The 19,160-nt window shown below is 69.5% G+C and carries 19 protein-coding genes; 16 read left to right on the top strand and 3 right to left on the bottom strand.

What is annotated here, in order from left to right:
- Positions 1-103 precede the first annotated feature (103 nt).
- Positions 104-928: a hypothetical protein gene (locus VK92_RS29110; protein ID WP_048022649.1), complete on the bottom strand. Its 825-nt coding sequence runs from the start codon at positions 926-928 to the stop codon at positions 104-106.
- Positions 929-1,110: 182 nt separating this feature from the next.
- Here VK92_RS29110 and VK92_RS29105 point away from each other — a divergent pair, with 182 nt between their 5' ends.
- Positions 1,111-2,745, top strand: coding sequence for a transposase (locus VK92_RS29105; protein ID WP_048022648.1), 1,635 nt, complete (start codon positions 1,111-1,113; stop codon positions 2,743-2,745).
- Between the two features lie 67 nt (positions 2,746-2,812).
- On the opposite strand, the gene gspK is transcribed toward VK92_RS29105, so the two are convergent.
- Positions 2,813-3,808, bottom strand: a complete 996-nt coding sequence (gspK, locus tag VK92_RS29100; RefSeq protein WP_048022680.1) for a type II secretion system minor pseudopilin GspK — start codon at positions 3,806-3,808, stop codon at positions 2,813-2,815.
- 32 nt (positions 3,809-3,840) lie between these two features.
- On the bottom strand, positions 3,841-4,404 hold the full coding sequence (locus VK92_RS29095; RefSeq protein ID WP_048022647.1) for a hypothetical protein: 564 nt from the start codon (positions 4,402-4,404) through the stop codon (positions 3,841-3,843).
- A 646-nt stretch (positions 4,405-5,050) separates the two neighbouring features.
- Between VK92_RS29095 and VK92_RS29090 the strand changes: the two genes are divergently transcribed.
- The 15 genes from VK92_RS29090 to VK92_RS29020 all read left to right on the top strand — a co-directional run bounded on the left by VK92_RS29090 (position 5,051) and on the right by VK92_RS29020 (position 19,068).
- Positions 5,051-5,614, top strand: coding sequence for a DUF4915 domain-containing protein (locus VK92_RS29090; protein WP_231600548.1), 564 nt, complete (start codon positions 5,051-5,053; stop codon positions 5,612-5,614).
- Between the two features lie 95 nt (positions 5,615-5,709).
- Positions 5,710-6,258, top strand: a complete 549-nt coding sequence (cysC, locus tag VK92_RS29085) for an adenylyl-sulfate kinase (protein ID WP_231600546.1) — start codon at positions 5,710-5,712, stop codon at positions 6,256-6,258.
- Positions 6,259-6,408: 150 nt separating this feature from the next.
- Positions 6,409-8,061: a ShlB/FhaC/HecB family hemolysin secretion/activation protein gene (locus tag VK92_RS29080; protein ID WP_053076266.1), complete on the top strand. Its 1,653-nt coding sequence runs from the start codon at positions 6,409-6,411 to the stop codon at positions 8,059-8,061.
- A gap of 66 nt (positions 8,062-8,127) precedes the next feature.
- Positions 8,128-9,933 (top strand): DUF2341 domain-containing protein, encoded by a 1,806-nt coding sequence (locus tag VK92_RS29075; RefSeq protein WP_048022677.1) that lies wholly within the window; start codon positions 8,128-8,130, stop codon positions 9,931-9,933.
- Positions 9,934-9,957: 24 nt separating this feature from the next.
- Complete coding sequence (locus VK92_RS29070) at positions 9,958-10,368, top strand: ExbD/TolR family protein (RefSeq protein WP_021161942.1); 411 nt, start codon at positions 9,958-9,960, stop codon at positions 10,366-10,368.
- A 4-nt stretch (positions 10,369-10,372) separates the two neighbouring features.
- Entirely contained in the window at positions 10,373-11,071 is a 699-nt protein-coding gene (locus VK92_RS29065) for a TonB family protein (RefSeq protein WP_053076265.1), read from the top strand.
- 92 nt (positions 11,072-11,163) lie between these two features.
- Positions 11,164-12,975, top strand: a complete 1,812-nt coding sequence (locus VK92_RS29060; RefSeq protein ID WP_048022645.1) for a putative porin — start codon at positions 11,164-11,166, stop codon at positions 12,973-12,975.
- 12 nt (positions 12,976-12,987) lie between these two features.
- Positions 12,988-13,683, top strand: coding sequence for a hypothetical protein (locus VK92_RS29055; protein ID WP_048022644.1), 696 nt, complete (start codon positions 12,988-12,990; stop codon positions 13,681-13,683).
- Between the two features lie 59 nt (positions 13,684-13,742).
- Positions 13,743-14,330, top strand: a complete 588-nt coding sequence (locus tag VK92_RS29050) for a YbjN domain-containing protein (RefSeq protein ID WP_042976690.1) — start codon at positions 13,743-13,745, stop codon at positions 14,328-14,330.
- Between the two features lie 26 nt (positions 14,331-14,356).
- Complete coding sequence (locus tag VK92_RS29045; protein ID WP_231600545.1) at positions 14,357-14,815, top strand: hypothetical protein; 459 nt, start codon at positions 14,357-14,359, stop codon at positions 14,813-14,815.
- Positions 14,812-15,702, top strand: a complete 891-nt coding sequence (locus tag VK92_RS29040; RefSeq protein ID WP_042976691.1) for a peptidylprolyl isomerase — start codon at positions 14,812-14,814, stop codon at positions 15,700-15,702. Before VK92_RS29045 ends, VK92_RS29040 begins: the two co-directional genes overlap by 4 nt.
- Before the next feature lie 8 nt (positions 15,703-15,710).
- Positions 15,711-16,571, top strand: coding sequence for a hypothetical protein (locus VK92_RS29035; protein ID WP_048022642.1), 861 nt, complete (start codon positions 15,711-15,713; stop codon positions 16,569-16,571).
- 45 nt (positions 16,572-16,616) lie between these two features.
- Positions 16,617-16,976 (top strand): hypothetical protein, encoded by a 360-nt coding sequence (locus tag VK92_RS29030; protein ID WP_021161950.1) that lies wholly within the window; start codon positions 16,617-16,619, stop codon positions 16,974-16,976.
- Between the two features lie 76 nt (positions 16,977-17,052).
- A complete protein-coding gene (locus VK92_RS29025; protein WP_048022641.1) occupies positions 17,053-18,498 on the top strand; it encodes a Do family serine endopeptidase in 1,446 nt (481 codons plus the stop codon).
- 90 nt (positions 18,499-18,588) lie between these two features.
- Positions 18,589-19,068: a hypothetical protein gene (locus tag VK92_RS29020; RefSeq protein WP_048022640.1), complete on the top strand. Its 480-nt coding sequence runs from the start codon at positions 18,589-18,591 to the stop codon at positions 19,066-19,068.
- The last annotated feature ends 92 nt before the right edge of the window (positions 19,069-19,160 follow it).

Here is a 19,160-nt window from a genome sequence, read left to right as displayed (position 1 = left end):
GGGAACGGGGGCCGGAGACGGCTCCCGGATCGCCGTTCATGCATGGCGGCGGCGCGCGTGGCGAGTACGTGCCGGCCGCGTCACGACAACCCGGATTCCCGATTCAGGATGGCGACCCGGGCTGCAGGCCCGCGCGTGCGCCGTTCCATGCGGCATCGAGCGGATCGCCGGCATCGCGCAGCGGCTCGCGCAGAAAGGGAAAGCGTTCGACGAACGATGCGGATTCTTGCAGGGCCACGATATGGTTGACCATCCATTGCAGCAGTTCGCCGCCGTGCCGGACCTGTTCCGGGCGCCAGTCCGGCATCGTCGCGAAGACCGCCGAGAAGCCGCTCCAGCGCGACGGCCGGTCGTTGTCGCCGGGCCGGAAATACGTGTTCATCGCGACGTCGTCCGCGTCGGTCAGCGCGCCGACGAACAACCCGTGCGGCGTCGGCACGCCGATCTGCCGCCAGCCTTCCGCGAGCGCGAGCGAGCGCATCACGCGCGCCGCGACGAATGCGATGCGCGTTTCATGTTCGACTTCCGCCAGCGACATCACGCCGTTGCGCTGCATGCAGCGCGCGACCGCGTGCGGCCGGATCACGTTCGACGCGAAGCTGCGCAGCACGAGGTCGGGCACCGTCAGCTGAAGCTGGAATTCGCGCAGCCCGTGCTCGGCGCTCATCGTCGAGAAATTGACGAACAGCCCTTCGGCCCGGCCGAGCGCACCGACGTACGGTTCGAGACCGAGGCGCGCGAGTTTCGGTGCGATCTGGCGTTCGAGCAGCCGCAGCAGGTTGCGGCGGTTGCGCACGCCGTTGAAATCGTCGATGCCGCGCGTGACGACGTCGCTGATTTCCCAGCGGCGCTCGTCGGCGACGAGCCGTGGCGAGCCGCTCAGGTCGAACCGGGCGCGGCCGTGCGCCACGCGGGGATCTACGTACATGCCGGTGCCTCGTGCATCGATTGCGGGCGGACCGTCGCGACGGCGTGTCGTCGCGCGGATCGGGTCGCCCACGATGCTGCGGTGTCGACCGCGCGCCGTCAAGTGCGAACGCATCGCGCCGCACGCGTGCGCGTCCCGTTGCGGCGGCCCGCGCGTTCAACCGGACAATGTGGGGTAACCCGATGATGCGCACGATCGTGGAACGCTTTGTCGAGCAGAGCCCGATGACGATCATGGCGCGGCTCGTGCTGCAATGCGCGCTGCACGACGACTGGGTCGGCGCCGCGGCGGACGCCGGCGACGAACCCGACGGCGAGTCGATCCGCGAGGCGCTGTTTGCCCTGGCCGTCGACGCGCTCGCGTCGATTGCGGGGCGACGGCGGATGTCCGACGGCGAGGCGGCCGCTGCGCCGGGGGTGGGTACGGCCGTGACGGCGCTGCACGATTGCATGAGCCGGTGGCGGGCCGGCTGGGGGCGCGCGCTGGTAAGGGACAGCGTCGACTTGCTGCTGCCGGTCGCGTCGGTGCGCGGCGTCGACGGTGCGCGTGCGGTCGACGGGATGCGGCTGCGCGTGCTGGACGGGGCCGGCGAGGCTTGTGCGCCGCGGGCCGGCGGTTGCGACTGCGGGCGCGCGTGCGACGACCCCGCGCGCGATGCGGCGGCGGGCGGTGTGCGCGTCCTGCCGGTCTACGATCCGGATCTCGGGATGATCGTCGACCTGCTGCCGTGCGAGCGGGGTCGGTCGCACGAGCGTGCATTCGTCGGCGCGCTGCTGGAAACGGTTCGACCGGGCGAGCTGTGGATCGTCGACGGGCGCTTCGATACGGACGCGATCCTGTCCGGCTGGCCGCGTCGCGGCGGTGCGTTCGTGTTGCGCGAATACGCCTGCCCGGCGGCGTGCCGGCCGCTCGGCGACTGGCGGGAAGCGGGCGTGTTCGGCGCCGGGCGCGTGCGCGAACAATCCGTCGGGATGGCCGGCGAAGGCGGCGTGTCGGGCGCGTTTCGACGGATCGAATGGCACGGCGCGGAGGCCTCCGGCGACATCGTCACGCTGTTGACCAATCTGCCGGCCGGGCGGTTCGACGCGCCACAGGTCGTTGCACTGTCGTGCCGGCGCTGGCGTGACGCGTTGCCGCTGGCGCTCGAACCCGTCGCGTGCGGCGCGCCGTTCGGCGCCGTGCCCGCGCGTGCGGCACTGCTGGCGAGCGGGATCGCCGCGTTTGCCTACAACGCGTTCAGCGTGATGACGCGTGTCGTCGGCGGCACGCTCGATCTCGACGCGCGCGACGTCGAGCGCCTGCCGTCGCTGATCGCCGACGGCGTGGCGGCCACCTACGCGGGCATGATGATCGCGCTGCCGCCGGACTGGTGGCAGCGTTATGACCAGTTGCCGGCGACGGCGCTCGGCCAGATCGTGCGGATGCTCGCTGCGCACGTCGACCCGCGCAGCGAGCGGCGGCGGCGCCGTGACAACCGGCTGTCCGCGAAGTCGCAGGCGATGCTGCGCGCGGCGACGCTCGAGCGCCTGATGCACGACGACGGCGACGATCCGGCCGCGAACGTGTTCAGTCTGCGCACGATCGCGATGGCGACGCGCGACTTCAGCAGCAATCCGTCGAAGGCGCTGCGGCACGCGGGCGAGGCGCTCGTGATGGTCACCAAGTACAACCGGCCGATCGCGCTGCTCGTGTCGATCGACGACTGGAACCGGCTGCTCGGCGAAGTGCGCGAGACGAGCTTCACGCGGCTGTCGTTCGATGCGGCCGCGTCGCAGGGCCTGCGCCCGGTGACGCTGAGCGAGTCGTCGTTGAATTAGCGGGCGCCGGCCGCACGTTGCCGGCCCGGCTTGCCGTTCATCGCGCCGGCACGTGCCGCCTCCGGCTTCAACTCGTCAGCCGCCGCACCCAGATGACCGACGTCCACGCGAAATTGCCGCTGCCGTAGCGCGCGATCAGCGTGTCGATGCGCGTGTTGATCCGCGCCGAATGCACGCGGCAGTGCACGATGAAATAGCCGCTGTTCACGCCCACGGCCGAGCCGTCCGGCAGCGTCGGGTTGCCGCCCTGCGCGGGCAACAGGTATTCGGCGATGTCGCCGGTGCTGACGAAGTAGGCGGTGGCGCGCCGGTCGACGAGCCGCCTGGCCTGGCTCGCCGACAGCGTCGGAATCGCGGCGACGAGCACGGGTTCGGGCGCGGTGTTCGCGTTGACGACGGTCAGGTCGGGCAGGATCGTGACGAACGGCGTGAGCGCCGCGACCGCATGCGCGTCGTAGCCGGGAATGCGTGCGAGATCGTCGACGGACACGAGCTGCAGCGGCCAGCCGCCCGGGCCGTTCGCGTCGCGCAGCGAGCGCAGCATGTAGTCGGCCGTCGGTTGCGCGAGCGCCGGGTCCAGCGACAGCTGCCCGAGCAGGCGCCGGTACGCCAGCACGCCTTCGCCGTTGGACTGCCACGGCTTGCCGGGCGCGGCGCGCGACACGAGGTTCGTCAGGTTGAAGCGCGCCTGCGCGTCCTCGACGCTGCCCGAGATCCACGCGCGCGACAGCTCGGCGTTGACCGTTAGCGCGTCGGACGGCAACAGGTCCGAGAGCGGCACGTCGGCAACCGGTGCCGACCACGTCTGGCCGGCGAACGTGACGTTCGACGTCGCGCTTTGTGCGCGCAGCGTCGCGCGTGCCCATTCGACCGCGGCGCGCTCGATCCACATCGTCTGCGTCGCGAGCCGCTGGTTCTCGACGTCGCGCGTCGCGACCTGCTGGCGCCACAGCACGCTGGCCGCGAGCGTGGCCGCCAGCGCGACGACGAGCAGCACCGTCACGATCGCGATGCCGCGTTCGCGTCGTGCGTGCGCCGTCCTGTCTTTTCCGAATCGATGCATCCGCGTGCCCCCGCAGTGTCGGCGCGGCGCGCTCACACCTCGAACGCCAGCCACGCATGCGCGATGCTCGCATGCGCGGATGACGCGACGCCGAACAGCGCGGCCAGCCCCGCGACCCAGCATGCGAGCGTCACGGGACGCATGCCGTCGTCGGCAAGCGGGCCGACGAGGCCGGCGATCGCGTGCGACCGCCACAGCAGCAGCCCGAACAGCGCGCAGCCGACGGCCATCGCGATCGCGAACATGTGCGCCGCGACCGCCGGGCGCCGCGTGAACGGCGCGCGGTGATGGCGCTGGTTCGTCGTGACGATCGCGACCCCGTTCGCGACGGGCACGATCGCCATCGCGAGCGCCCAGAACAGCGGCTGGTCGCTCGACGGATTGATCAGCAGCAGCGTGCCGATCGTCCAGATCGGCGGCGCGAGCAGCGTGAGCGCGGACCACGACAGCAGTTGCCACGCGAGCCACGGCGTGCGCCAGCGCAGCGGCGGATGCGGCGCGACATGAGCGGCGGGCGGCAGCGGCCGGCCGGGCATTCCGGCGGCGCCGGACAACCGCCCGGCGAGCCACCGGACGAGCATCGTGGCGAATGACATGGAGTGTCCTGTCGTTGACGTGTTTCGTTCTCAATAGCTAGGACGAAGCGGGCGCGCGCAAGCCGCAGGATTTCGTGCGTGCCGTTGCGTGCGTCGCGATACGGCGATGCGCCGGCGATGCACCGTAAACGGTCCCGGCGATCTCGCGCCGTGTTTCGCGAGCGTTTCGTGAATATCTTCAGCGGAATGTCACAAAAACTTCCCGGTTGAAACCCGAGGATTGTCGGGCCGCACGCCGGCACGTCGCGTTTTCGCGCGGGCTGGCCAGACGGCGACACGTTTTCCGGTCGTCCGCGCGCAATGGCAGCACGCTGACGCGCCGCAGGTCGGCCGGACGACGCACGTACACGAAACGGGGGCCAAGCAAGGTCATGCACCGCGTCTCGCGCGTCCTGCGCGAGGGAGCGCTGCGCGCGCATTGCAGGCCGCTTGCGTCGACCGCCTGCCCGTGCCGGCGGACCGGTCGACGTCACGCAAAAAACATTGCGGCAATGCGCGCTTCGTTCCGTCTAGGTAGGTGGGAGCTGCGACTCGGTGTGCCGTATGCGGCCCCATCCGCGACCGGCGCGCATGCGTCGTGCCGGCGGGCGGGAACACGCGGACGCGCGCATTTTTTCTCATCAGGCGGCGTGAAGCCGACAGGTGCATGACAGTGGAACAGTTCGAGGAAACCCGGCCGGCCGGCGAGCGCGGCACGCCGACGGACGACGTATCGGCGCGGCAGGCGCAAGCGCTGTCGCCGGTCGTCAACCTGCGCGACACGGGGCGTTTCCTGCAGGAGCTCGAGGCGCTCGGGTGCTCGCTGGCCGTGAGCCGCCGCCCGTCCGGCGTGGCCGTGATCGGCGCCGATAACGGTGTGCCCACGTTGTCCGCGTGCCTGTTGCCGCGCTCGATGGGGATGGCCGTGTCGGGTAACCGGCTCGCGGTCGCGACGATGCACGAATTGATGGTGTTCGCCAACGTGTCGACGCTCGCGCCGCGCTATCCGGCCCGCCCGGATCATTACGACGCGATGTTCGTGCCGCGCATGTCGTACTACACCGGCGATCTCGACCTGCACGACATGGCGTTCGACAAGCACGTGCTGCTCGCGGTCAACACACGCTACTCATGCATCAGCGTGATCGACGGTTATTTCAATTTCACGCCGATCCGGCAGCCGCGTCTGCGCGAGGACGATGAACCCGCGAACGCGGCGGAGCAGGCGTGATGACGATCGATCGTTGCGGGTTTCCCGGCGTCGTTTCGTCCTTATCGGTAGACGGAGCGCGTGCAGGGTGGAGAGCGTCGCCGCGGGCCGGCGGGGTGTTGTGGCTCACGGGGCTGTCGGGCGCGGGCAAGACGACGCTGGCCGATGCGGTGGCGGCGCAACTGCGCGACCGATCCGTGCATCCGGTGGTGCTCGACGGCGACCGGCTGCGGACGGGGCTGAATCGGGATCTCGGCTTTACGGTGCAGGACCGTTTCGAAAACGTGCGGCGCATCGCCGAAGTCGCGGCACTGACGAGCGAATCGGGCGCGCTTGCGATCGTTGCGGTCATTTCGCCGCTCGCGGCGATGCGCGATGCCGCGAGAGCGATCGTCGGGCCGGCATTCCGTGAAGTGTATGTGAGCACGCCGCTCGCCTGCTGCGAGGCGCGGGATCCGAAAGGGCTGTATGCGAAGGCGCGGAGCGATGTGCTGCCGGAATTCACCGGTGTTTCGGCGCCGTATGAACCACCGGTCGAAGCCGATCTCACGATCGACACCGGCCGCGCGTCGCTCGCGATGTGCGTCGACGCGCTGATGCGGTTCGCCGTCGCGCAGTTCGGTGGTGCGGCCGATCCGCAGGCGGCACCGCTGCGGCACGGCTGAGTCCGGATCGATAGCGGGAAATGGTATTTCGCAGTTCATGCTAAGGATGACGAACAAAGAGTCATCAAAGTGAAACAGGCAACTGATAGCGGAGCGGCGGCAGTTCGCGACAGCTTCGCTTCGATCCGGAACAACAAAGGGGAATGGCGCATGCCGCCGAGAGTAGACCGCAAGTCACGCGAACGATGGCGGCTGAACTGCCGATGCCTGGCGGGCGTCGTGCTGGCCGGAGGGATGGGCCTCGCACCGGGCGTTCATGCGCAGGAAGCCGCGCCGGCCGCGAAGGCGGCACCGGCCGCACCGCAGTCGTTCGACGTGAATGCCTTCGTGGTGCGCGGCAACACGACGTTGCCGACGCTCGAGATCGAGAAGGCCGTGTATCCGTTCGAAGGGCCGGGCCGCACGCTCGCCGACGTGAACGCGGCACGTGACGCGTTGCAGAAGGCGTACCAGGATCGCGGCTACCAGTCGGTCGTCGTCGAGCTGCCGCAGCAGCAGGTGAAGAACGGCGTGATCCTGCTGCAGGTGACGGAAGCGAAGGTCGGGCGCTTGCGCGTCGACGGCGCGCAATACAATTCGCCGCAGAACATTCGCGACGCGGTGCCCGCGCTGGCCGAGGGCCAGGTGCCCGATTTCAACCAGGCGCAGCAGCAGCTCACCGACCTGAACCGCTCGGCGGACCGGCAGGTGATTCCGATCCTCAAGCCGGGTGCGCTGCCGCAGACGGTCGACGTCGACCTGAAGGTCGACGATCACAGCCCGCTGCACGGCTCGCTCGAACTGAACAACGACAACAGCCCCGGCACGTCGACGCTGCGCACGACCGCGAACCTCAGCTACTCGAATCTGTGGCAGCTCGGCCACGTGATTTCCGGCACCTACGTGCTCGCGCCGCAGCATCCGAACGATGCGCGTGTCTATGCGTTCTCGTATCTCGCGCCGATCAGGGATTCGCGCTGGAGTTTCCTCGCGACGGTCGTGCATTCGGACAGCAACGTCGCGTCGGTCGGCAACACCAACGTGCTGGGCAAGGGCACCACGTACGGCTTCACCGCGATCTATTCGCTGCCGGCGACGGAGACCTACGCGCATTCGGTCAGCATCGAGATCGATCGCAAGCATTACGACGAGGACGTGTCGCTGCCGGGGCAGGGCGGCTCGACGGCGCCGCTCACGTACGTGCCGGTGACGCTGTCGTACAACGGCCAGTTGAGCCTGAAGAACTCGCAGACGTCGTTTTCCGCGTCGCTGACGACGAACATCCGCGGCCTCGGCAGTGACTGGGGCGCGTGGGACAACAAGCGCTACAACGCAACGCCCGATTTCGTGTACGGCAAGTTCGACGTGAACCACACGCAGCGCTTCGCGAACGACATGCAGGCCAACGCGCACGTGAACGCCCAGATCTCGAACTCGCCGCTCGTGTCGAGCGAGCAGTTCGCCGCGGGCGGGATGAACAGCGTGCGCGGCTACATGCAGGCAGAGGACACGGCCGACAGCGGCGTGATCGCGTCGCTCGAGCTGCGCAGTCCGTCGCTCGCGAAATGGCTCGGCGGCGTGGTCGGCAGCCGCGTGAACGAGTGGCGCTTCCACGCGTTCTTCGACGCGGCGCACCTGTGGCTGCTGAGCCCGCTGCCGGAGCAGACGGCGCGCTTCAACCTGATGAGTGTCGGCGTCGGCACACGGGTGCAGATCATGAAGTATGCGAGCGCGGATTTCGAGGCCGGCTGGCCGTTGAAGGCGGGCGTCTATACGCGGCAGTACAGCCCGCGGTTCGATTTCTTCGTAAGGCTGGGGTTCTGACGGATTTTTTTGATCGTGCCGGGGCGATGCGACGAGCGCGGCGCCCGCACATTCGGGGAGTGGATCGTGAAGCGAGTCTTGTTTTTCCTGTTGGCGGTGATGCTCGGCGTGCTGCCCGGCATCGCGAACGCATGGTGGCAGAACGACTGGTCGTACCGGAAGGCGATCACGATCGACGCGAGCGCGAAAGGCGCGAACCTCGCGGAGTCGGCCGGCCGCGTGCCGCTGCTGATCCGCCTGCACTCGGGCAACTTCCAGTTCGACGGGCTGGCCGACAACGGTGCCGACATCCGCTTCGTCGCCGGTGACGACAAGACGCCGCTGAACTACCACGTCGAACAATACGACCCGGTACTCGGCGTCGCGCTGATCTGGGTCGACGTGCCGAAGATGCCGGCCGGTGCCGCGGAGTCGATCTGGATGTACTACGGCAACAAGAAGGCGCCCGACGGCAGCAAGCCGGCCGAGACGTTCGATGCCGACTACACGCTCGTCTACCACTTCAACGGTGCGGCGGGTGCGCCACCGAAGGATGCGACCGCGTATGGCAACAATGCGCAGAACGCGGCGTTCCGTACGGTCGAGGACGGCATCGTCGGCAAGGGTGCGCGCTTCGACGGTACGGGGTCGCTGACGTTGCCGGCGAGCGCGTCGCTGAATGTGCCGGCCGGCGGCAGCTTCACGTTCAGCGCATGGGTGAAGCCGTCGGCGCTGGCGCCGAACACGCTGCTCTACAGCCGCCGCGATGGCGCGAACGCGCTGCTGGTCGGCCTCGACAACGGCGTGCCGTTCGCGGAAGTCCAGGGCGCAGCCGGCAATCCGGCACCGGTGCGCACGCCGGCCGCCTCGCCGGTCGTCGCGAACCAGTGGACCTATCTTGCGGTCACGGCCGACGGCAAGAACCTCACCGTCTACGTGAACGGCAAGCAGGCCGCGCAAGTCGCGGCGACGCTGCCCGCGTTGACCGGCGCGGCGACGGTCGCGGCGGACACGACCGGCGCGCCGGCCGGGTTCGCCGCGTATGCGGGCGCGCTCGACGAGCTGCGCCTGTCGAAGGTCGCGCGCTCGCCGGCCGCGATCGCGGTCGATGCGCTCGCGCAGGGCTCGGAATCGAAGCTCGTCGCGTATGGCGCCGACGAGAAGCAGTCGGGCTTCGGCTTCGGCTATTTCGGCGTGATCGTGCAGTCGGTGACCGTCGACGCGTGGGTCGTCATCACGATCCTGCTCGGCATGGCGCTCGTGTCGTGGATCGTGATGTGGACCAAGGCGCGCTACGTCGGCACCGTCGACAAGGCGAACCAGTATTTCGTGCAGCGTTTCCGCGAAGTGGCGGGCCGCCACCTGGTCGGTCTCGCGCATGTCGACGAAGCGAGCGCCGACGGCCGCCGGCTGTACCAGTCGTCGCTGTACCGGCTGTACAAGGCCGGCGTGCATGAAATCCACAGCCGCGTGGACGGCAACGGCCGCACGGTGATCACGTCCGAATCGATCGAGGCGATCCGCGCGTCGATGGACGCGACGCTCGTGCGCGAAAACCAGCGGCTGTCGAAGTCGATGGTACTGCTGACGATCGCGATCTCGGGCGGCCCGTTCCTCGGGCTGCTGGGCACGGTGGTCGGCGTGATGATCACGTTCGCGGCGATCGCGGCGGCCGGCGACGTCAACGTGAACGCGATCGCGCCGGGTATCGCGGCCGCGCTGCTCGCCACCGTCACGGGGCTGTTCGTCGCGATCCCCGCGCTGTTCGGCTACAACTACCTGCTGATCCGCAACAAGAACGTGACCGCGAACATGCAGGTGTTCGTCGACGAATTCGTCACGCGCCTCGCCGAAGCGCACCGCGCGCCCGATCACGCGGTGCTGGCCGACTGACCGCATCGCACGCAGGAGACCACCATGCAGGTTCAGGACGACGACAAGCCGTACGACGACATCAACATCACGCCGATGCTCGACCTCGCGTACGTGCTGCTGATCATCTTCATCATCATGACGACCGCGTCGGTGCAGGGCATCAAGGTCGACTTGCCGAAGGCGAGCTCGTCCGCGAGTCTCGCGAAGCCGAAGACGAAGGCGATCACGGTCGCCGATTCGGGGCAGGTGTTCCTCGACGCGTACCCGGTGACGATGGACGAGCTCGAGAGCCGGCTGCGCACCGAGAAGGCGACCAGCCCGGATTTCCCGATCGTGCTGAAGGGCGACGCGGGCGTGCAGTACCAGAAGGTGATGGACGTGCTCGACCTGCTGCGCCGCCTCGACCTGTCGCAGGTCGGGCTCGTGACCGGCAAGGCGAAGCAGGGCGGCTGACGCGATGGAAATGACCTATAACGGCGGCCCGCCGGACAAGGGCCCCGGCCGCTACGTGAAGCCCGTCGCGATCGCGCTGGTGCTTGCCGGCGTGGCCGCGCTGATCTGGCGTTTCGCGGGCGATACCGCAGGCGTGAAGCGCGTGAGCGCGCCGCAGGTGACGACGGTGATCCCGCTGCCGCCGCCCCCGCCGCCGCCGAAACAGAAGCCGCCGCCCGAGAAGGTGAAGGAAGAGGTCAAGACGCCGGTCGAGCGGCCGACGATCGCGCCGAAGCCGTCCGAGGCGCCGAAGCCGTCGGACAACCAGCCGAAGCAGATGACGATGAATGCCGACGCGCAGGCGGGCAGCGACAACTTCGGCATCGGCGCGGGCGACGGGTCGGGCATGCTGGGCAGCGGCGGGGGCGGCAAGTTCGGCAACGCGAGCTATGCGCAATACATGGTGTACGTGCTGCAGCGTGCGATCGAGCAGGACAAGGGCGTGCAGGAGGCAGGCGGCGCCCGTTTCGCGGGCAGCCTGAACCTGTGGATGGACACGTCGGGGCGGATCACGAAGGTGACGATCGCGCAGTCCACCGGCGACGCGAAGATCGACGCGGCCGTCGTCGCGGCGGTCGAGGCGCTCGGCAGGGTCGATGAGGTGCCGCCGCCCGCGACCGCGTATCCGGTGCTCGTCAAGCTCCAGGGCCGCAAGCCGGCATGACGATGCGCGACAGAGACCACGCAAGAATCATGGGGCAGCGCCGTCGCACGGATGCTGCCGGAAAAGAAACGAAAATTGTTCGGAGTGCTTCGATGATTCGGAAGATGAACGGACGGGGTGGGGTGCCCCGCAACGGCGCGCTGCCCGCGCGCCTGTCGCGCGTCGGTGCGGCGGTGCTGACGCTCGGGCTGACGTGCGCGTCCGCCGCGCACGGGCAATCGCTCGAGGCGCAGGCGGCGTCGGGGAAGGCCGCGCCGACGGAAAGCGTGGTGATCAACCTGATCAACCTGCTCGTCAAGCGCGGCGTGCTCACGCAGCAGAACGCGAACGAGCTGATTGCCGAAGCGCGCACGGAAGCCGTGCAGGCGAGGTCGGCGCGCGCATCGGGCGCACCGGTCGTGGCGGGCGGCGTGGTCAACCCGCCGACGCAGCCGGGCGACGTCGCGGTGCCGTACGTGCCGCAGCTCGTGCGCGACCAGATCCGCGACCAGGTGAAGCAGGAAGTGATCGCGCAGGCCAAGGCCGAGAACTGGGCGCAGCCGAACACGTTTCCCGACTGGGTGTCGCGCATCAAGCTCGACGGCGACATGCGCGTGCGTGACGAGTACCACTTCTACGGCAGCCGCAACGCGAACAACGTGACGAACTTCGCGGCGATCAACCAGGGCAACGGGTTCGACATCAACCCGAACACCAACACGACGCAGCTGCCGACCCAGAACACCACGCAGAACCGCAACAACCTGCTGCGCTACCGCGCGCGGCTCGGCGTGACGGCGACGCTGTCCGACGAGATGATCGCCGGCCTCCAGCTCGCGAGCGGCAACGACAATGGGCCGGTGTCGACCACGTCGACCGCGGGCGGCGGCTGGGGGAAGAAGAACATCTGGCTGAACAAGGCGTTCTTCGCGTACAAGCCGACATCGTGGCTGAACCTGACGGCCGGCCGTTTCGACAACCCGTTCTTCAAGTCGGACCTGGTGTTCTCCGACGACCTGATGATGGACGGGCTCGCCGCGAACCTGCGCCATGCGCTGCCGTGGAATCCGGACGTCACGCTGTTCGGCACGCTCGGCGTGTTCCCGATCCAGTACACGAGCGAGAACTTCCCGTCGAACAGCACCGACAAGGCCGGCAGCGACACGAAGTGGATGATCGGCGCGCAGTTCGGCGCCGACTGGAAGATCGATGCGAAGAACCGGCTGCGTGGCGCCGTCGCGTATTACGACTTCCAGAACATGCGAGGCACGCTGTCGTCGCCGTGCGCACTGTATCTCGGCGCGACGAGCTGCAGCACCGACAACGAGGCGCCGGCATTCATGCAGGGCGGCAACACGCTGATCGCACTGCGCAACATCGTGCAGAACCCGAACCTCGCGCCAGGGATGACGCCGCAGCCGCAGCTTTTCGGTCTCGCGTACAACTACAGGCTGCTCGACCTGAAGGCGCAGTGGGATACGGTCGTCGCCGACCGCTTCAAGCTGCGTCTCGACGGCGAATACGTGCGCAACCTCGCGTACAACGACAACAAGGCGTTCGCGGCGGCGTCGCTGCCGGTCAACAACTACGAATCGACGTCGGTGAACGCGACGCGCGCCGACTATCGCAGCGGCCCGAACGGCTTCCTCGCGAAGGCGACGTTCGGCGAGCCGGAACCGCGCGAGAAGGGCCAGTGGAACTTCTCGATCGCATACAAGTACCTGCAGCCGGACGCCGTGCTCGACGCGTTCAACGATCCCGACTTCCACCTGGGCGGCACCAACGCGCGCGGTTACGTGCTCGGCGCCGCCTACGCGGTTGCACGGGACACGTGGGTGTCGGCCCGCTACCTGAGCTCGAAGGAAGTGTACGGGCCGCCGGTATCGATCGACGTGCTGCAGATCGAGCTCAATGCTCGCTTCTGACCGGAGCCGGGAATGAACACGATCACTCGCACGATGCTCGCGGCCGCCCTGGCCGGCACGCTGCTGTCCGCGGCCGGCGGCGCGCATGCGCAGAGCATCGAGGACAAGCTGCGCAGCCAGTTGCGCTCGACCGTGCAGGAGCTGCGCCAGTTGCAGGACAGCCAGGCGCAGTTGCAGAGCGACAAGGCGGCGGCCGAGAAGCAGCGCGACGACGCACTTGCGCAGCTGAAGGCGATGCAGGGGCAACTGGCGGCCGCGCGCGGCGACTCGGGCGCCGAGGCCGCGGCGAGGCGCGCGCTTGCGCAGGAACGGGCGGGCCGCGAGCAGGACGCGAAGTCGCTGGCGAAATACAAGTCGTCCTACGAGGACCTGCTGACCGTGTCGCGTGCCCGCGATGCGCAGCACACGCAACTGCAGAAGGACGTCGCCGCGCGTGACACGCAGCTGAAAACCTGCCAGGCACACAATGCCGAGCTGTATCGCGTGGGGCACGAGATTCTCGACGCGTACGAGCACGTCGGCATCGGCACGCTGTTCTCGTCGCGGCAGCCGTTCGCGCAGTCGGCGCGCGTGAAGTACGACGACCTCGCGCAACGCTACGGCGATGCGCTGTACGCGGGCAAGTACGATCCGGCCGCGCGGCCGGTTGCCGCCGCGCCGGCACCGGCACCGGCACCGGCTTCGGCCGCTTCGGCGAACGCGCAGTGAGCGCGCGGCCCGCAACCGGGATTGAACCGATCGATTCGTTGAACATGGGGAAGACAGACATGCAAGACAAGCAACCGAACGCTGGCGACGAACGCGCGGCACACGACGCGCCGATCGAAGCGATCAGCGCCGACCGTCTCGCCGACGTGCTGCGCCGCGCGGGCTATCGCGTGACGGCGGCCGAGCAGAACGGCGCGGTGCAGCTGATGAGCGCGAGCCAGGGCATCGGCTTCGCGGTGCGCTTCGGCAACCCGGCTGCCGCGCTCGCGCCGCAGGGTGCCGATGCAACGCCCGCCGCGCTGCCGTACATCGATTACACGCTGTCGTGCGTGCTGCAGGTGCAGGGTGAGTTGCCGGCCGAGCTCGTCGCGGACTGGAACCGGACCAAGCGCTTCGCGCGTCTCGCGAGCCACGGGCAGTTTCTTGCGCTGGAAATGGACGTGATCGTCGCGGGCGGCGTGTCCGAGCGCTACCTGCGCTCGACGATCGAGCTGTGGGACCGGCTGATCCAGGAATTCCTGCTGCACCTGCGCAACCGTCCCGCGATGGCCGGGCAGGAAGCGGCGGCGCGTGCGGCGGCCGGCGACCAGGCACGCGCATCGACCGCCGAAGCGGCCACGGCAGCAGTCGAGGCTGCCGCGCAGTGATGCGCGGCAGCAGCCGGATCGGCGCCATGCTGCGTGCGTGGTTGCCGGGCCGCGCGCGGCACGACGCGAAAGCCGCGGCCGCGAGCGATATACCCGCCGCGTGGGGCGCGTATGCACAGCGCATCGCGCGGTGGCTGCAGGCGACGCTGGACGGCGACAACGAAAGCGACGACGCGGCGGTTTGCCGCCTGCGCGCCGGCATCGAGCGCTGGGCCGGCGAACGGGCCGATGCGGGCGACGACCGTCCCGTGCTGCCGGTGCGCGCGTGGCTCGACCGGTACGGGCACGTGACGCGCATCGACAGCGGTGCGGCCGGGCAAGCGGCGCTCGACGCGGCGCTGCACGCCGCACTCGTCGGCCGGGCGGTCGGCGCGGCGCCGCCACGCGGGATGGCGCAGCCGCTCGTCCTGCGCATGACGCTGACGGACGCGCGCCGATGCGGCGTCCGCAATTCAGGAACGATCGAGAGGGCAGTCGAACGATGATGACGAAGATGAAGATGCTGGCGACGGTGGCAGGCAGTCTCGTGCTGGGTGCGCCGTTCATTGCGCACGCACAGGACGACGTGATCGCGAATGCCGCGCAGGCATCGGTCACGCAGGCCGATATCGCGGGGCTGCTGAAGTCGGTGAGCCCCGAAGGGCGCGAGCGTCTCGCGGCCGATCCCGCGGCGCTCGACCAGGTCGTGCGTTCGACGCTCGCGCAGAAGGCCGTGCTGGCCGAGGCGAAATCGAAGGGCTGGGACAAGCAGGCGCAGGTGCAGGCGGCCGTCGAACAGGCGCAGCGCGACATCGTCGTGCGCAGCTACCTGGCGTCGGCGAATGCACCGCCGGCCGACTATCCGTCGGACGCGGAGCTGCAGTCCGCGTATGACAAGAATCGCGCCGCGTTCACCGCGCCGCGCGCGCTGCACGTCGCGCAGATCTATATCGCGGTGCCGCCGAACGCGGATGCCGCGACGCTCGACAAGGCGCGCAAGCAGGCGGCCGATCTCGCGAGCCGCGCGCGCGGCGGCGATTTCGCAGCGCTCGCGAAGGCGAATTCGCAGGACAAGGCGAGCGCCGCGAACGGCGGCGATCTCGGGTTCGTGCCCGATCAGCTGATGGTGCCGGCAGTCCGTCAGGCGGCCGACGCGTTGAAGCCGGGCCAGGTCTCCGCGCCGATCCAGACGCCGGCCGGCTTTCATGTCGTGAAGCTGATCGACGTTCGCGCGGCCGCACCGCGCCCGCTGGCCGACGTGAAGGAGCAACTGCGCGCGATGCTGCGCGCGCAGCGCACGCAGCAGAATGCGCAGGCGTATCTCGCGAAGCTCGCCGCTAACGCGCCGATCAACGAAGACGCGCTGAAGAAAGCGCTCGCATCCGCCCGGTAGGCGCGCGCATGGGAACCGTCCGTTCGACGCCGCGCGTCGGCGCACCCGATGCGCGCACGCCGGGGCGCCGCCGCCCGGCCGGGGCTGCCGACCGCCCGCGCATGCCGAAAGCGAACCCGTGGCCGGGCCGGCCCGGCGAGTGGCCCACGCATTGCCCGCTGTGCTTTGGGGCGCTGGAGCCGTTGCCCGGTGCGGGCGGTTACGCGCGGCACCGGAGCGCGCGATGCTCCGCGCAGTGCGTGCTCACCACGCGCCAGTACCAGCCGGAGGACCTGACGATTCGCGGCTCGCGCGACGCGCAGGTGGCCGCCCGGCATCGCGAGCGCTTCGTGGCGCACTGGGCGCGTCATTACGCACTGATGCGGCGCGCGTGGCCCGCGCTCACGATCGGGCGCTTCATCGCGGTGATCGCCTGCGTCGACGTCGCGGATCTCTGGTCGTACCGGATGTTGCGCGACGACGATCTGGCGGCCGTGCTGCTCGTGCTTGCCGGTTTCCTGCGCGTGCCGGACGCGTCGGGTGCCGATGTTTCGGGTACCGATGCGTCGGGCGCCGATGCGTCGGGCGTCGACGCACGCGCGCCTGGCGTGCGGTGGGTCCGATTCTGGTTCGACGCGAGCGTGCGCGACGTCGGCGATCTGTGGGCGGCCGGCAACGGCGCGCCGTCGCTGTTTCGCGTCGACTATCGCGAGCCGCTCGTCACGCCGTATCCGACCGGCGCGCAGGTGCAGGCGTGGCAGCCGGTCGACGGCATGCGCGACGCCTGGGCGCAGCGGGTCGATACGCAAGAGCCGGCCGTCGACGACGCCGATCGCGCGGCGTTCGCGCGTTTCCTGGCGCGCACGTCGGTGCCGGGCGCGAACGTGTGACCGCGGCAGCGCGGGTGCCATGGCGTCATTTCTGAAGGAGCGCGCATGAAGATGCGACGAAGCGCAATCGCGACGATCGTCTGCCTGCTGGTGGCAACCGGCACGCACGCGCAGGGCGGCCGCGCGGCGGCGAGCGCGGGGGCGGCCACGAAGCCGGTGTGCGTCGATGCGGAAGTCGACGGCAAGCGTGCGCTGTCGTACGACTGCCTGAGCCGGCAACTGACGCCGAAGGCCGATCCGCAGGCGGGCGCATCGCAGACGGATGCGGAGCGGCTGTCGAAGCAGCCGTCGAACCGTCTCGGTACTTTCAACCTGTCGACCGAGCGGAACCGGTTCGGTTCGAACTGGGGCCGGTCGGTGACGCCGCAGCGGCCGGATGCGCCGGTCGCGGTGCCGCCGAAGTAATGCGTGCGGCCGGGCGTGCCGCGCGCGTATCGATGAGCCGGCGGCGTTCCGGCGCGAACCGACGAGGAGCAGCGACATGAAGGCGGGCAGGTACACGAACCGGGCGGTTGTGCTGCGAGCGATGGCGGGCGGGCTGGCGCTGGCCTGCGCGTGCGCCGGTGCAACGACACCGGCACCGGCATCGGCATCGGCCGCCGAACGGCCGGCGCAGCCGGTTGCCGCGTCGCCTGCGCCGGCCGTTGCGTTGCCGAACTTCGCCGCGCTGGTGCGGCGCGTCGGCCCGGCCGTCGTCAACATCAGCGTCACGCGCGAAGTCACGCAGATGGGCATCCAGCTGCCGCCGGGCATCGCGCCCGATCATCCGCTCGCGCCGTTTCTCGCGCGGCGCGTGATCGGCAACCGCGAGGAAGTGAGCCTCGGCTCCGGCTTCATCGTCAGTGCGGACGGCGTGATCCTGACCAACCGGCACGTGGTCGGCGACGCCGTCGCGATCGACGTGAAGTTGACCGACAAACGGCAGTTCAAGGGGCGCGTGATCGGCAGCGACCCCGTCTCCGACGTTGCCGTGATCCGCATCGACGCGCACGACCTGCCGGTCGTCGCGACCGGCGACCCGGCACGCACCGAGGTGGGCGACTGGGTGATGGCGATCGGTTCGCCGTATGGATTCGCGAACACGGTCACGCAGGGCATCGTCAGCGCGAAATCGCGCTCGTTGCCCGGTGAGCGCGCGATTCCGTTCATCCAGACCGACGTGCCGATCAACCCCGGCAATTCGGGTGGCCCGCTGTTCGATCTCGGCGGCCGCGTGATCGCGATCAACTCGATGATTTTCTCGAAGACGGGCGGCTACCAGGGGCTCGCGTTCGCGATCCCGATCGACATCGCGCTCGACGTGAAGGACCAGCTGCTGCGCACCGGCAAGGTCACGCGCGGCCGGCTCGGCGTGGCCGTGCAGGAGGTAAGCCAGGCACTCGCACGTTCGTTCGGCCTCGCGAGCCCGGACGGCGCGCTGATCACCATGGTCGAACCGGACGGCCCGGCCGCGCACGCGGGCCTGCAACCGGGCGACGTCGTGCTCGCCGTCGACGGCAAGCCGGTCGCCGAATCGGCGGATCTGCTCGGCACGGTCGCGCTCATGCGGGCCGGGCGGCAAGCCGACCTGCTGGTGTGGCGCGCGGGCAAGGCGAGGCACGTGATCGCGACCGTCGCCGCATTCGACAGCGGGTCGGCGCCGGCAAGCGGCGAGCAAGGGCCCGCGCGGTTCGGGCTCGCGTTGCGCGCGGCGACCGAGCAGGAGCGCCAGCGGCTCGGCGTCGGCCAGGCGCTCGTCGTCGAGCAGGCGAGCGGCCAGGCCGCGCGCGCGGGGTTGCAGGCCGGCGATATCGTGCTGTCGGTCAACGGCACGCCGGTCGCGAACATCGGCGCGCTGATGGCCGAGATCGATGCCGCGCGCGGCAACGTCGCGCTGCTCGTCCAGCGCGGCGGCACGCGCCTGTATGTGCCGATCGAGATCGGTTGAGCGGGTGGGCGGTTGATCGGGTGGGCAGGTGGGCGGCTGCGCGGGCGATGTCACGCGGCACGACGGCTCATCGTCGAAACGGGAGGCGGAATGAAGCGAAGGCAGGAATGGCGCGTGTCCGGCGGGTGGCGGGCGATCGTCGTCGCGTGGGCGCTTGTTTTGGGTATCGCGCCGGCCGTCGCGCAGACGACCGACGTGCCGCAGGCATGGATGCGCTACGGACAGCTTGCCGGGCAGCAGTTCCAGACTTGGCTCGAAGCCGACGGCGACGCGGCCGATCGGCTGCACCGCTATCTCGAGGCGCGCGTGCTGAACGCGAGCGCCGCCGCGCCGCCGCCCGCGATCGTCGTGCGCGCGTGGATCGGCCCGAACGGCGCCGTCACGCGTGTCGAATTCGCGTCGCTCGGCGATCCCGATGCAGACGCGACACTGCGGCAACTGCTCACGGCCGGCCCGCTGGCGGAACCGCCGCCGCCCGACATGCTGCAGCCGTTGCGCGTGCGCCTGCGGCTCGCGCCGAATCCCGATGCGGCCGCTGCCGCGCCGGCATCGGCCTCCCGCATGCCGTGACGCCCGGGCCGGAATGCCGGCGTGGCCGGATATCGTAATAACATATGACGTTATTGCGTCGGCAGGACGATGACGTCCTGCTTCTTCACGAG

Source organism: Burkholderia sp. LK4 (assembly GCF_001043615.1).
GTDB classification, from domain to species: Bacteria; Pseudomonadota; Gammaproteobacteria; order Burkholderiales; family Burkholderiaceae; genus Burkholderia; species Burkholderia cepacia.
Note: the sequence above shows the minus strand (reverse complement) of the source record. Positions and strands in the feature narration are given on the sequence as shown.

Excerpts from the sequence above, each read along its gene's own strand:
- VK92_RS29105 (WP_048022648.1), top strand. The coding sequence starts at position 1,111 with ATGATGCGCACGATCGTGGAACGCTTTGTCGAGCAGAGCCCGATGACG.
- VK92_RS29030 (WP_021161950.1), top strand. The coding sequence starts at position 16,617 with ATGAAGATGCGACGAAGCGCAATCGCGACGATCGTCTGCCTGCTGGTG.
- VK92_RS29020 (WP_048022640.1), top strand. The coding sequence starts at position 18,589 with ATGAAGCGAAGGCAGGAATGGCGCGTGTCCGGCGGGTGGCGGGCGATC.
- VK92_RS29055 (WP_048022644.1), top strand. The coding sequence starts at position 12,988 with ATGAACACGATCACTCGCACGATGCTCGCGGCCGCCCTGGCCGGCACG.
- VK92_RS29080 (WP_053076266.1), top strand. The coding sequence starts at position 6,409 with ATGCCGCCGAGAGTAGACCGCAAGTCACGCGAACGATGGCGGCTGAAC.
- VK92_RS29040 (WP_042976691.1), top strand. The coding sequence starts at position 14,812 with ATGATGACGAAGATGAAGATGCTGGCGACGGTGGCAGGCAGTCTCGTG.
- VK92_RS29095 (WP_048022647.1), bottom strand. The coding sequence starts at position 4,404 with ATGTCATTCGCCACGATGCTCGTCCGGTGGCTCGCCGGGCGGTTGTCC.
- VK92_RS29035 (WP_048022642.1), top strand. The coding sequence starts at position 15,711 with ATGGGAACCGTCCGTTCGACGCCGCGCGTCGGCGCACCCGATGCGCGC.
- VK92_RS29045 (WP_231600545.1), top strand. The coding sequence starts at position 14,357 with ATGCTGCGTGCGTGGTTGCCGGGCCGCGCGCGGCACGACGCGAAAGCC.
- VK92_RS29090 (WP_231600548.1), top strand. The coding sequence starts at position 5,051 with ATGACAGTGGAACAGTTCGAGGAAACCCGGCCGGCCGGCGAGCGCGGC.
- VK92_RS29065 (WP_053076265.1), top strand. The coding sequence starts at position 10,373 with ATGGAAATGACCTATAACGGCGGCCCGCCGGACAAGGGCCCCGGCCGC.
- VK92_RS29025 (WP_048022641.1), top strand. The coding sequence starts at position 17,053 with ATGAAGGCGGGCAGGTACACGAACCGGGCGGTTGTGCTGCGAGCGATG.
- VK92_RS29070 (WP_021161942.1), top strand. The coding sequence starts at position 9,958 with ATGCAGGTTCAGGACGACGACAAGCCGTACGACGACATCAACATCACG.
- VK92_RS29050 (WP_042976690.1), top strand. The coding sequence starts at position 13,743 with ATGCAAGACAAGCAACCGAACGCTGGCGACGAACGCGCGGCACACGAC.
- gspK (WP_048022680.1), bottom strand. The coding sequence starts at position 3,808 with ATGCATCGATTCGGAAAAGACAGGACGGCGCACGCACGACGCGAACGC.
- VK92_RS29110 (WP_048022649.1), bottom strand. The coding sequence starts at position 928 with ATGTACGTAGATCCCCGCGTGGCGCACGGCCGCGCCCGGTTCGACCTG.
- VK92_RS29060 (WP_048022645.1), top strand. The coding sequence starts at position 11,164 with ATGATTCGGAAGATGAACGGACGGGGTGGGGTGCCCCGCAACGGCGCG.